Origin of the sequence: Bacteroides sp. ET336, assembly GCF_024733815.1 — a bacterium.
Classification (GTDB): domain Bacteria; phylum Bacteroidota; class Bacteroidia; order Bacteroidales; family Bacteroidaceae; genus Phocaeicola; species Phocaeicola cellulolyticus.
In genome coordinates this window covers 1-14,165 of the sequence record NZ_JANRHK010000018.1, presented here as the reverse complement: position 1 = coordinate 14,165, position 14,165 = coordinate 1, and the positions used below count along the sequence as shown (strand labels likewise).

At 40.3% G+C, this 14,165-nt stretch carries 6 protein-coding genes and 1 pseudogene; all 7 read left to right on the top strand.

Translation table 11 applies throughout. The features are described 5' to 3' along the window. Positions 1-49: 49 nt before the first annotated feature. The 7 genes and pseudogenes from NW213_RS13700 to NW213_RS13670 all read left to right on the top strand — a co-directional run bounded on the left by NW213_RS13700 (position 50) and on the right by NW213_RS13670 (position 13,856). Positions 50-2,008: a RagB/SusD family nutrient uptake outer membrane protein gene (locus NW213_RS13700; RefSeq protein ID WP_375338152.1), complete on the top strand. Its 1,959-nt coding sequence runs from the start codon at positions 50-52 to the stop codon at positions 2,006-2,008. 80 nt (positions 2,009-2,088) lie between these two features. Further along, positions 2,089-4,947 (top strand): SusC/RagA family TonB-linked outer membrane protein, encoded by a 2,859-nt coding sequence (locus tag NW213_RS13695; protein WP_258323118.1) that lies wholly within the window; start codon positions 2,089-2,091, stop codon positions 4,945-4,947. Positions 4,948-4,961: 14 nt separating this feature from the next. Further along, entirely contained in the window at positions 4,962-6,776 is a 1,815-nt protein-coding gene (locus NW213_RS13690) for a RagB/SusD family nutrient uptake outer membrane protein (protein ID WP_258323117.1), read from the top strand. Positions 6,777-6,807: 31 nt separating this feature from the next. Continuing rightward, positions 6,808-7,851 (top strand): DUF5627 domain-containing protein, encoded by a 1,044-nt coding sequence (locus NW213_RS13685; protein ID WP_258323116.1) that lies wholly within the window; start codon positions 6,808-6,810, stop codon positions 7,849-7,851. A gap of 29 nt (positions 7,852-7,880) precedes the next feature. Further along, positions 7,881-10,049 carry an endo-1,4-beta-xylanase gene (locus tag NW213_RS13680; RefSeq protein WP_258323115.1) on the top strand — a complete coding sequence of 723 codons (2,169 nt, stop codon included), beginning with the start codon at positions 7,881-7,883 and terminating at the stop codon, positions 10,047-10,049. Positions 10,050-10,559: 510 nt separating this feature from the next. Next, a pseudogene (gene ltrA, locus NW213_RS13675) lies at positions 10,560-11,846 on the top strand (group II intron reverse transcriptase/maturase); the annotation flags it as partial. A gap of 27 nt (positions 11,847-11,873) precedes the next feature. After that, positions 11,874-13,856: a cellulase family glycosylhydrolase gene (locus NW213_RS13670; protein ID WP_154043350.1), complete on the top strand. Its 1,983-nt coding sequence runs from the start codon at positions 11,874-11,876 to the stop codon at positions 13,854-13,856. The last annotated feature ends 309 nt before the right edge of the window (positions 13,857-14,165 follow it).

The following is a 14,165-nucleotide window of genomic DNA, read 5'->3' as shown; positions in this document are numbered from 1 at the left end:
AGAGGTATAAATAATTTTACCTCCTTTTACTACTATAAAAAACAGATATATGAGAAAACAATATACATATATATATACTGCACTTTTTTCCATGGTGATAGGTTGCGGTATGACTTCTTGTCAGGATTATCTTGACAAGAGTCCCGAGGCTACTGTAAATAAGGAGGATGCTTTTAAAGATTTTCGTAATTTTCAGGGTTTTGTGGAAGAAATTTATAACTGTATTCCTGACAAGGAGAAATGTAATTATTGTACTTCTTGGAACTGGGGCGATGATGAGCTTTTCAATTCGCTTGGTAATGCACACATGACCAATCAGGTTGATTTAGGAAATTTCCGTAACTGGTACAGCAACGGGCAGACATGGCTGATGACGAGTACTAATGATCCGAGATCGACTAATAGCTTCAATCATTCGTTATGGGGACATGCATGGTACTGTATCCGTAAGTGCAACATTGGTCTAGCTAATCTTGACAAAATGGTGGGAACAGAAGATGAGAGAAATCTGATTGCTGGACAGCTTTATTTCTTCCGTGCGTGGTGGCACTTTGAGATGATGACATATTGGGGAGGTCTTCCATATATTGATCAGGTGCTCGACGCTACACAAGAACTGACTCTACCTCGTCTGTCGTATCAGGAGTGTGCAGACAAAGCTGCGGAAGATTTTCGTCGTGCGGCAGATTTACTACCGATTGATTGGGATGATACCAATGCCGGACAGGCTACAGTAGGTAGGAATCAACTTCGTATAAACAAGATTATGGCATTGGGATATCTAGGCAAAAATTATCTTTGGGCAGGAAGTCCTTTAATGAAAAATGGTGCTCAGTTGGGAGGAAGTCAAACTTATAATTACGACGAGGAATATTGTCATAAGTCAGCAGAGGCTTTCGGAGAGTTACTTGCACTAGTTGAAGGCGGACAGACACAATATGCCTTAGCGGAATTTAACTATTCGAATGTTTATGACCATGAAAAGGCTGCTGGCGCTACAACATGCTATTCTGATATCTTTTATACGCGTCGTCAGAATTGGCAGGTGCCAGGCTCGGTTGAAGCTATATTTAGAGGTCCATCGGGAAGTGACGGAGGAGCTGATGGTAATAATTCCAACTGGAATATGTCTAAATTGTGGGGACCTAAGGTCGCAAGTTTAGTAGAACACGACGTCATTATTCATTTGCCAACTGCAAATTTAGTTGAAATGTACGGTATGAGTAATGGATTACCTTTGGATGATCCTAACTCCGGTTTTGATCCTACTCACCCGTTTAAGAATCGTGATCCTCGCTTCTATCACGACATTGTGTTTGACGGTTTTCATTATGTACTTGCTGAAGATAAGTTGAACGACGCTCAGAAACCATACGCTTATCTGAATCTGTCGAGTGGAGGTGGAGATATGCGTTCTGATGATATGGGTAGTCGCACGGGATATTTTTTCCAAAAATTAGTACCACATACATGTAATGTTGGTGATAAAGAATATGATTGGGGAAGTGCGCTTCACACTTATCTTCCCTATATGCGTCTAGCTGATATCTATCTTATGTATGCTGAGGCTTGTGCTGCTACAGGAGGAGCTTCAGCAAAGAGTAGTAATTTTGGAAAAACTGCTCTGGATGCAATTAATACAATACGTAACCGCTGTGGTGCTGGTGAGGTAGCAGACTCGTATGCTGCAGACAGAAATAAGTTTATGGACGAAATTCGCCGTGAGCGTGCTGTGGAACTTTCAATGGAAGGATTCCGTTTCAATGACCTTCAGCGTTGGCTTCTGCTTACTGAATCTCCTTATAATGAAAAGTATGCTGTAGAGTTTGATCGTCTTGAGGATGATGACTTCTACAGAAATAATGATCCTGCTGAAGCTAGAGTTGCGAACTATCGTCACAAATTGCTTGTTAAACGAGTGTTCGGTATCAAGCATTATTGGTTCCCTCTTCCTGATGATGATGTTTACCTTTATCCGGAATTTCCACAGAATCCAGGTTGGGAATAAAACGGTAAATCAATAAGGCTAATTGAATATCAAAGGAGTTAACAGAAAAATACTGATGTATAATAATAAAAAACTGAACAATGAAAGATAAACAGACAAAATTCATTCTTCTTGCTATGCTTACCGCAGCACCTTGTCTGGCCGGAGCGCAGAGTGCGATTGAGAATGATACTGACACATTGTCAACAGGAAATGACGCCGAGGTTCAGGTGGCATTCCGGAAAGTATCACGCAAGGATCTTCTTGGAGGAGTTTCTGTTGTCAATATGGAGGAACTTACCCGGAAAAACTATAATACTTATAGTCTGGATAATATGCAAGGCTATGTGGGTGGATGGAACGGAAACTCCCTGTGGGGAATGGATGGCGATAATGCTGGTTATTTGGTCCTTGTGGACGGAGTTCCGCGTGATGCCAACAACGTGATGCCTACAGAGATAGAGCAGATAACTTTCTTGAAGGGAGCACAGGCTGTAGTGTTATATGGTAGTAAAGCTGCCAAAGGAGCTATCCTGATTTCTACCAAGCGAAGCACTGCTGAAGGGCTGAGTGTGAGTGTTAGAGCTAATACAGGTTTCAATGTTGCAAAAAGTTTTCCAGAATATTTGGGATCAGCTGAATATATGACTCTATATAATGAGGCACGTGTAAACGATGGGCTGGCCCCTTTGTATTCCGATACACAAATTTACAATCATGCTTCAGGATTAAATCCTTACCGCTATCCGGACATAAATTATTATTCTTCCGATTATGTAAAGAAAATGTATAATCGTTCAGAGGTTACAGCCGAGATTGAGGGCGGAGGTTCAAAAGCTCATTTTTACAGCAATATCAGCTATTATCGTAATGGTGACTATCTGAACTTTGGCGAAGCGGAAAATAATATGGTGGATCGTTTTAATGTACGTACTAATGTGGACGTAAAGATTAATGATTTCATCAAAGCATATATCAATGCTAACGCTACTTTCTATAATTCAAAGAGCGCAAAAGGCAATTATTGGGAAGCAGCTTCTACCATGCGACCAAACTTTCCGCAGAACGCGGCTCCGCTTATACCTATCGATATGATTGATCCTAATGCGAGCGCTGTGTGGGAATTATTGAGTACTTCGGGTAATATTATCGATGGCAAATACTTCCTGGGCGGTTCGCAAGCCAATCCTACAAACGCTTTTGCAGATGTATATGCGGCAGGAAGCAGTAAATATACCAGCCGTCAGTTTCAGTTCGACACTGGGGTGGATGTTAGCTTGGAGAAACTTCTGAAGGGATTGTCGTTTAAGGCTATGTTTGCTGTTGACTATGCAACTTCTTATAATACATCGTTCGATAATAATTATGCCATATTTGTTCCAACATGGTCTAACTACAATGGCAAGGATGTCATTGTAGGGCTTACCAAAGAAGGTTTGGACGAGCGTCCAGGTATTCAGAATGTTGGTGGAAGTGCTGATAATCAGACTATAGCCTTTAATGCTCAGTTTAATTATCAGAATACATTTGCTAAGGATCATAACGTATCTGCTATGCTTATTGCAAATGGTTATCAGCAGACACGTTCTGCGCAATATCACCGTATTAGTAATGCTAACTTGGCTTTACAGGCAGGATATAACTACCGTCAGCGTTATTATGCAGACTTCAGCGCAGCTCTGATTCATTCGGCAAAACTGGCACCGGGACACAGAAATGCCCTGTCGCCTTCGCTTACATTGGGATGGCGTCTGAGCGAAGAAGATTTTCTTAAGGACTCTCCTGTTGTGGATGACATGATGCTTAGCGTATCGGGTAGTATCCTGAATCAAGATATCGATCTTAAGATGGGTGATACTGAATTTTATCTGTATGATGGCTTGTGGACTCAGGCTGATGGCTATGGCTGGTATGACGGATCGGCAGGTAAATATACTTACTCAACTAAAGGTGAGAACTACGATCTCGACTTCATAAAGCGTAAGGAACTTTCTGTCAATCTGAATACTTCATTGTGGAAACGTTTTATCACTCTTGACGCTTCCTTCTTCATTATGTCCAACGAAGGTTACTTGATCGATAAGCCTACGTTCTATCCTTCATACTTAAGTACCGGTTATCCTGTAGCTTCGTTTTTGCCAGTATTGAATTATAACAATAACCGCCGTATAGGTTTTGATTTTAGTGTGAATGTGAACCATCGTATCGGTGAGGTAGATTTGTCTTTAGGAGTTTCAGGTACATACTATGATACTAAGGCTACAAAGCGTGATGAAATATATGACGACGCTCACCGTTATCGTGAAGGTAAGCCAATTGACGGTATATGGGGATATCAAAGTGCTGGATTGTTCCAAAGTCAGGAAGATATTGACAGCTGGTATGATCAGTCTAAGTTAGGACAGATTAAACCGGGAGATATCAAATATATCGATCAAAACGGTGACAATATTATTGACGAGAAGGATGAGGTTTATCTTGGTAAAGGTGGCTGGTATGGAGCTCCGTTTACTATGGGTGTAAACATCACTGCCAAGTGGAAGGATTTCACTCTTTTTGTTCTCGGTACTGGTGGAGTTGGAAGCTATGGCTTGAAGAACAGTTCTTATTATTGGGTGGATCAGGAAGACAAGTATTCTGCAGTGGTACGCAACCGTTGGACAGAGGCTACAGCTTCTACCGCTACTTACCCACGTTTGTCAACACTCAATGCAAGTCAGAATTTCTGTGATTCCGATTTCTGGATGTATAAGGCAAACCGTTTCGATCTGGCTAAGATACAGATTACATATGATTTACCTAAGCATATATTGCGCAGCTCTTTCGTAAAGGAACTGTCGGCATTTGTGGGCGGAGCCAATCTGCTTACTATCTCTAAGGAACGCGAACACATGGAGTTGAATGTGGGAAGTGCGCCTCAGAGCAGATACTATAACATTGGTTTAAAAGCAGTATTCTAAAAAAAGTGATAAAAATGAAACTGAAATATATTTTTATATCTACTGTGCTTCTTGCATCTCTCTCAGCTTGTGAAGATATGTTTGAGCCGTCTCAGGAGAACATTAGAGGTGTGGAAGAAATGTTTTCCGATCCTAACTATGCCTCAGGTTTGTTGGGATATGGTTATGCGATGTTGCCATATGATAATTCAAGCGTCAGCGATGTTGCTACTGATGATGCTGTAACCAACGATCTTACTAGTAATTACTCGAAAATGGCACTTGGTGCTTGGTCATCAAGCAACAATCCTATGGAACAGTGGCAGGCTCGTAAGGCTACTATACAGTATATCAATACTTTCCTAAGTATTGTGGATAAGGTGAAATGGTCTAGTACTGAGACTACTAACAGGATGTTTATTGACAAGTTGAGTGGCGAAGCGTATGCTCTGCGCGCATTGAATTATTTCTATCTTCTGCAAGCGCATGCCGGATGGACTGACGATGGACAGCTGTTGGGTGTACCAATGGTGTTCGAGCCTGAAGATAAAAACTCCGAATTCAACCAGCCACGTAACTCGTTTAGCGAATGTGTAAACTATATCTTTGACGATCTTGACAAGGCAATAGAACTCTTGCCGCTTGACTTCGCAAATATCGGCAGTAATGCAGAACTTCCTTCAAGATATCAGGAAATAGGTGCCGAGATGGGTGGCTATAACCTAGTGTTCGGAACTTATCAACGTGGACGTATATCAGGACGTATAGCTGAAGGTATTAAGGCTCAGGTTGCTCTTCTAGCGGCAAGTCCTGCCTATCGTGAGGCTTCTGGTGTTACATCAGAAGAGGCTGCAGGATATGCTGCTACAGTTCTTAACAGAATAGGAGGTGTCAGCGGAATAGACCCTCGTGGAAATACATGGTACAATAATACAGATGAGCTTGACAATATGGGCTCCGGTGCCGTAACAGCAGAAATCCTGTGGAGAGGTAACCGTACTAATAGTGATGCTGATTGGGATATAGGTATCACACAGGAGAAGAACAATTTTCCACCAACATTATATGGAAGCGGTAGAATCAATCCTACACAGAATCTGGTTGACGCTTTCCCGATGGCTAACGGTTATCCTATAACAGATACTTCTAACAGTGGTTATGACGCTTTAAACCCTTATGCGAATCGTGATCCACGTTTGACAAATTATATATTATATAACGGTAGTACTTATAAGGGTAAAACAATCATCACTGGACTATATGCCGACAGCGAGAATAAGACAGATGATGGACTGAATAAAATAGGTACATCTACTCGTACTGGATATTATCTGCGCAAGCTTTTACGTGAGGATTGTAATCCAAATCCGAGTGCTCTTAACCCTAAGTATCATTTCCCGGTACGTATTAGATATACGGAAATCTTTTTGGCTTATGCCGAGGCAGCCAACGACGCTTGGGGACCTACCGGTACTGGTGGAAATACTTATAGCGCATACGATGTAATAAAGGCTTTACGTGTACGTGGAGGTGTTGGAACGGATAATGGCGATCCATATCTGGAGAGTGTTAAGAATGATCAGACACGGATGACAGAGCTTATTAGAAACGAAAGACGCATTGAGTTATGTTTCGAGAACAAACGTTTTTGGGACATTCGACGTTGGAATTTACCGCTTAACGAGACTGCTAGAGGTATACGTATAGAACAAGCTACAGGCAACTCTTTGAAATATACGGAAATTGATGTAGAGATACGTAATTATAGAGACTATATGTATCACGGTCCTATACCTTATTCTGAAATACTGAAATGGAGTAATCTCCAGCAGAATAAAGGATGGCAGTAATATATGTTTAATTAAAATTATGAAAGTAAAAATGGAAACAAGAAAATCTATATTATTGATGATGTCGGGGGTTATGGCGTTTGCTTTCTCTTCCTGTAAGAATGCGGACAGAACTTTCCCTGATTATGAGGGAGGAACTTCTGTATATTTTGCATATCAGTATCCGGTGCGTACATTGGTCCTCGGTAATGATGAGGTAGTAGATAATTCGCGTGATAATGAACACAAATGTGCAATTTACGCCACTATGGGAGGTTCATACGAGGGAAGGGATATTACTATCGACGTCGAGATAGACAATTCTCTGTGCGATAATCTGACCTTTGAGGATGGTTCTCCGGTCCTTCCTTTGCCGGCCGATTATTATGAGATGCTTGGAAATCAGATTAGATTTGGTGGCGATCATTGGGGATATGTTGAAATACAACTCAAAGATGCTTTCTTTGCCGATCCGAAGGCTCTGACTAACAATTATGTAATTCCTGTTTTAATGACAGGACAGAAAGGTGCTGACCGTATTATTACTGGTACTCCATCGATAGAAGGAGACCAGCCAGCACGCACTAATTCGGCTTATTGGAACATACAGCCCAAGGACTATGTGCTATATTGTGTGAAATACATGAATCCATGGCATGGCTTTTACTTGCGTCGTGGAATAGACCAAATAACAACCGCCGCTGATGGTACAATAACCACAAATGTCCGTCACGAGGAATCTGTAGAGAAGGACGAGGTTTGCGAAATGACTTCTCGTTCACTTAATACCGCAATTTTCCCAGTATCTATTAATGATGAAAATGGTACGGCCGTTACTTGTGACTTGCTGCTTACATTTGATGGTGATAACTGTACCATTACCTCTGGTAGTGATGGTATTGTAGCTTCTGGAAGCGGAAAGTTTGTGGAAGACGGAGAGAAAAATTCATGGGGTAATAAAGATCGCGATGTCATATATCTGGACTATAGTATAGATTATGGTTTCAAGCAAGTTGCTACTAAGGATACATTGGTTGCACAGACTCGTGGCACAAACAAATTAGTTACCTTCACTCCTACATATAATGAGAAATAAATATCTTTAAATAAAAATATGTACTGGTTATGAAGAATAAATCTTTATATATAAGTTCATTGTCAATGTTGCTTCTCATGGCAGCATGTGCTGACGAACAGATTGCTGAATTTAAAGTAGAGAAACCGGCAAATATTGAACAATATGAATATCTGAATGCTTATGATGCATTAAAAACATATGTTGACCGTACTGCAAATCCCAACTTTAAGTTGGGTATTGCATTGGGAGCCAATGATTTTGTCGCAGGTGGACAAGTTCATAGCTTGGCAATATCTAATTTTGATGAAATGACAGCTGGTAATGAAATGAAATATGCTTCCTGCGTTTCTGATGATGGCACTATGAATTTTTATAATGTTACAAATTTTGTGAATGAAGCCAAAGCTGCTGGCATGACAATATATGGTCATACATTAGGATGGCATTCACAGCAGAATATTAAATATTTGAATTCATTGATAGCTGATAAAGAAGTTGTAGGTGACGGAAGTGTTACGAATAAATATGCTTATCAGTCAGACTTTGAAGATGGTAATCCAATTGGTGGATGGGGAAACAATTCAACTCTTGAAGTAGTCAATGAAGGACCTGATGGCTCTAAGTGTTTAAAAATGACTAACCCAAGTGTTGTAAATCCATGGGAAGCTCAAGCTGCTATTGATTTGCCTTTTGAAGGAGGTCAAGTTTATTATTTGAGTTTTAAAGTTAAAGGTAGTGTTGAAGGAAGTATGGGGGCGTCTTTCCAGCATAGCGCAGATTATGGTGGTCGTGGAGATTTCCCTTCTATGAATATTACTACAGACTGGACTGAAGTATTGGTTTCAACTACAGCTCAAGACGGTGCGGACCGTTTCCTTTTCAATTATGGAGCATACGCTGGATCAATTTATATTGATGATTTGGCTATTTATTACGAAAGTAATGCCGGTGAGGTTGCAATTCCTGTCTCTGTAATAGAGGATGATTATTCCAGTGGTACGCCTATAGGCGGATGGGGTGGTCATACATCTTCTGTAGTCGATGGTGTTTGCGTCGTTGAAAATCCTTCAGAATCCCAATCGTGGGAAAAGCAGTTGTGCTATGAGGTAACTACTCCTTTCACAAATGGAACAGTTTATTTCTTACGCCTTAAAATAAAAGGAACTAAAGAAAGTAGCATAGGAGTTGGCTTCCAAAATCCTAATGGATATATTGGTTGTGGTGATTTCCCTGCTTTACAGGTAACTACTGATTGGAAAGAGGTTACTATTTCTACAGCTTGTACTGGAGAGGGAGCAACACGTTTATTGTTTAATATTGGTGCATACGTAGGAACTTTGTACTTCGATGATGTATGTTTATATTATGAGAAATCGGCCAATGCTATACCGTTGACACCGGAAGAAAAGAAGGATACTCTTACATGGGCTTTGGATAATTGGATTAAAGGTATGATGGAGGCTACAGGAGGTTATGTAACTGCTTGGGATTTGGCAAATGAAACCGTATCCGGAGCAGATGATGATCACGACGGTATATATGACCTTCAGTCTGCAGAAAATGGTGATCCTACTGCAAATTTCTATTGGCCAGATTATCTTGGTGACATAGACTATGTACGTATTCTCGAATCAAAGACTCGTAAATACTTTGCTGAGTATGGTGGAAATCCTTCTGATTTGAAACTCTTCATTAATGACTTTAATTTGGAATCATGGTGGGATGGCAACATGAAAGCCAAGAGTCTTGTTGAATGGATCAAAAGATGGGAAGCTGACGGCGTTACTAAGATTGATGGTATTGGAACTCAAATGCACGTTAGTTACTTTTTAGATGAATCAGTACAGAAAGCACAGGAGGATGCCATTGTTAATATGTTCAGAATTCTGGCAGAATCAGGCAAACTTGTCAAGATTACTGAGTTGGATATGGGACTTAAAATAAGTAACCCTAATGAAGACGGTATTAAAACAGAAAATGTAACATTTGAACAGCAGCAGAAAATGGCAGAGTTCTATACATTTATAATCCGTAAGTATTTCGAGATTATTCCTGCTGAACAGCAGTATGGTATTACTCAGTGGTGTGCGACAGATAGTCCTGCCGACTCTGGTTGGAGAGGTGGAGAGCCTGTTGGATTGTGGGATTTGAATTACAATCGTAAACCTGCTTATGAAGGTTTCGTAAATGGATTGAGAGGTACTGATGTTGAGTAATTTCTAAATTAATCAATCTTCTATTATATTAATGGGCAGGTATTATTTTTATCTGCCCATTATTATGTACGCTCAGCATGAGTATTAGCTAACGGGTGCAAGTCCCCAATGAGCCCTAATAGCGGGAATCATACAGCCAAAAGCAAGGGTGTCCATCGCGAGGTGGAATCTAAAGGAAGCTGGGGGCAAACATCTGGTCTGACGAACAGAAACTTCATATAAGGCATATAACCGTGGGTAAGGTTGCAAAGCAAACCAAAGCCCTATAGCTATTCGGAACGGTTGATGGATTTTCCTTGAGCTTGCGAAAAAATGGAGCAGACATAAGATGGAAAGTTAATACCCTTATCCGAGGAGGTCTCACGGACGCATGAGAATAGTGAAAAAAAAATCGAAATCAGCGGAGTAAAGCTTGCCGTGAGAAGTCAGCAGATGTCATAGTAGCAAACGTGTCGATAAGTTTGTGAAGGACAGAACTTTATTTAAACGATAATAATTGAAAATTACCGTATGTTGGATAGAATGCACAAAACTGGAACTGAAGTTTTAGGCTGCCCTCAGAGAGCTAAGACGGAATCTGAATGGTATGTGGGAGCGCAGACCTTCATATGGATGGTTGAAGACAATGTCGTGGAAGTACCATTTGACAGAGAGCATCTTCTGGAAGCTATTCTTTCACCCGATAATCTGAATAAGGCTTATAAGACTGTAGTCAGAAACAAAGGGTGTGGCGGTATCGACAAGATGTCATGTGACGAACTTTTCCCATGGCTCCTCGCCAACAAGAAAAGCTTGATACGCTCTTTGCTTGACGGCAGCTACCGTCCCAATCCTGTCCTTAGAGTGGAAATTCCTAAGGATAACGGCAAGATGCGACAGTTAGGAATACCGACCGTTGTAGACCGACTGATACAGCAAGCCATCACCCAAGTACTGACCCCCATCTACGAATTTCAGTTTAGTCGGAACAGTTTCGGTTTCCGTCCGAGACGTGGTTGTCATGCTGCATTACGCAGGGAGAAAGACATCGTCAATTCAGGCTACAAATATGTAGTAGACCTTGACCTCGAGCGATTCTTCGATACCGTATGCCACAGTCGTCTGATAGAAATACTGAGCCGTACAATAAAGGATGGAAGAGTGGTTAGTCTTATACACAAATATCTCCGCAGCGGAATCCTGAATCATGGTATGTTTGAGGCGAGCCACGAAGGCACTCCTCAAGGTGGTCCTTTAAGTCCCCTATTAAGTAATATCATGCTTAATGAACTCGACAAGGAACTAACGCGAAGAGGTCATCTCTTTGTTCGGTATGCCGATGATTCAATGATATTCTGCCGAAGTAAAAGTGCGGCGAAACAAACTAAGGAATCTATTACCCGATTTATCGAGGGTAAACTTCATTTGAGAGTAAACAAGGAAAAGACAACAGTCTCATATGTCAAAGGTGTAAAATACTTAGGTTATTCCTTTTATAACTGCAAAGGTAAATTTGAATTATGCGTACACTCCAAATCTAAAGTCAAGATGAAGCTCCGCTTGAAAGAGCTTACAGGTCGTAGCAATGGAATGGGTTATGAACGTAGAAAGCAAAAACTTAAGGAATATATAAGAGGTTGGATAGGCTATTACCACCTTGCCGACATGAAACGTCTTCTCCTTGAAACGGACGAATGGTTACGACGTCGCATACGAATGTGTATATGGAAATCTTGGAAAAACCCTAAGACGAGAATATCAAATCTGATTCGATGTGGAATCTCTAAGAGGAAAGCCAATGAATGGGGTTATACTCGATTGTATGATCTGAATAAATTTAACAATATGAAATATCGAATAAAGCTTATCATTACATGTTTTATATTAGGACAATTTCTCTTCTCTTGTAGTGATAAAGAATTAATAGAAGAACCGCCAACTGTTGAAGAACCTACTCCGGAACCGAAACCAGAACCTGAGCCGGATCCAGAACCGGAACCTATAGTGACACTACCTGAATTACATGTTGACGGTCGTTATCTGAAAAATGCTGAAGGAGAAATTGTAAATCTTCATGGCTTTACCCAGACATATAGTCCTTTTTTCAATAGTAACAGATGGTCAAATTATGATGTAAACGGATGTTTGAGTTATAATAAACGTATGGTAGACGAAATTCTGGATGCCGGTTGGAAATTTAATTTTGTGCGTATGCATCTTGATCCATACTGGAGTGATGACCCCAATAAACCTTCTGTTCGTTATGAAGGGCATGAAAGATTTTCAGAAGTACGTTTCCGCAAGTATCTAGATGAACTGTTTGTTCCTATGGCCGAATATTTTTTATCAAAAGGAATGTATGTAGTTATGCGTCCGCCTGGAGTCTGTCCTAATGGTGAGGGTTACGAGGGTATAGAGATTGGTGACACTTATCAAGAATTCTTGTTGAAAGTGTGGGATATTGTGTCAAAACACAGTAAACTGAAGAATAATACCGGTATTATGTTTGAATTGGCTAATGAACCGGTAAATATCAAAGGTACGGATGGCAAATTTGGAAGCAGTGGTGAAGCTTGTTTTGCAAATATGAAGGAATATTTTCAGGCTATTGTAGATAAAATCCGTTCTAATAATAGTAATAATATAATATGGGTACCAGGTTTAGCCTATCAGTCTTCGTATGCAGGATATGCTACTCATAGGATTGAAGGGGAGAATATTGGATTTGCAGTACATTGTTACCCCGGATGGTATGGCAGTGATGCAGAAGAAGACAGCTCTGAAGGTATTGGTTCTTCTACAGGAGGAGGTTATGAAGCTTTTCAGCGTGGATGGGATGCACAGGTTGGTCCTGTTGCAGAATTTGCACCTATAATGGTGACAGAAATTGATTGGGCCCCGAAGAAATACGATGCTACTTGGGGAAAGAGTATAACAGGAGAAGCTGGAGGAAAAGGTTTCGGGGCAAACTTTAAGTATATAGCCGATAAGTCCGGTAATGTCTCATGGCTGTTCTTTACTACAGATTCTGAAATGTTGGCTGCTTTTGAAGATATACCTGGCGAACTGGGAAACTACACCTTCCTTAATGATCCAGAAGCATGCCCTTGGCCTATGTATCATTGGTTTAAGGAGTACGCTGAAGGTGTGGTTGTTAATGGAGAGTTGGAAAGGCTTGAATTCGTTGGAACGCCGGATAATATTGAATTGGTTATGGGTGATGCTGAATATATAAATGTTAAGGCTGTCTATTCTGATGGATCTACACGTATGATTACACACGAAGTAACTCTTGCTTCATCTGATGATTCTGTTGTTAAGGTTGATGGAGTAGGTAAAATAGTAGCTGTATCCGAAGGACAGGCTACTCTTACAATTTCATATGTAACAGACAGTCAGGACCGAAAAGAACTTTCTGTTTCAGTAAAAGTCCTTTCTCCATTTATTTTAAAAGAAGAGTTTTTCAATCCTTCAATATGGGAAGATGGATCGTTTGATGAAGAAACTTCTACACTCATTACAGGAAAATATGGTTTTGGAGGATGGCAATATGCTGATGGACTAGATTTGCATGAGTACAGCTCTATAAGAGTAGAATTGGCTTCACCTAATGATTGTGGAGCATCTTTCAGACTATTTGACCAAAATTCATATTGGACATCACCTGCAATGTATGATTTTGGTAGTTCTACTGTAATAAATGTCAATCTGCAGAATATGACTAATGCTGAAGGTATAAAACTTGATCCTTCTCATCTGTATATAGTAGGATTTTGGTCTACAGGAGGCAAACCTATAACGATTAAGAGTATTTCTTTAAATAAATAAGTATTTTCAAGTTATTCTTGTTCATAAGTTTGGGATTCTTTAATTAAAGTAGGTTTATTATTAAATACCGGTTCTAGGTGAACAAGCATTTCATCGGACCGGTATTTTTATTATATTTACTGCATGAAATAATATGGATAGTAAGCTTCCAAAATTGGCGTATTGACTAGCATTGCTCTTTCCCATACCTTCGTGCTAAACTTAAAACTTGAAAGATTATGTTTAGCGAAAAAGATTTTGAAAGACTGTGGTTCCTCTACAAGACCGAAGGTGAACCCAAAGGAGTTTCCATCAACTCATTCTGCATTA

Bases quoted from the DNA above. Each gene is read 5' to 3' on its own strand.
- NW213_RS13700 (WP_375338152.1), top strand. From the start codon at position 50: ATGAGAAAACAATATACATATATATATACTGCACTTTTTTCCATGGTG.
- NW213_RS13695 (WP_258323118.1), top strand. From the start codon at position 2,089: ATGAAAGATAAACAGACAAAATTCATTCTTCTTGCTATGCTTACCGCA.
- NW213_RS13690 (WP_258323117.1), top strand. From the start codon at position 4,962: ATGAAACTGAAATATATTTTTATATCTACTGTGCTTCTTGCATCTCTC.
- NW213_RS13685 (WP_258323116.1), top strand. From the start codon at position 6,808: ATGGAAACAAGAAAATCTATATTATTGATGATGTCGGGGGTTATGGCG.
- NW213_RS13680 (WP_258323115.1), top strand. From the start codon at position 7,881: ATGAAGAATAAATCTTTATATATAAGTTCATTGTCAATGTTGCTTCTC.
- NW213_RS13670 (WP_154043350.1), top strand. From the start codon at position 11,874: ATGAAATATCGAATAAAGCTTATCATTACATGTTTTATATTAGGACAA.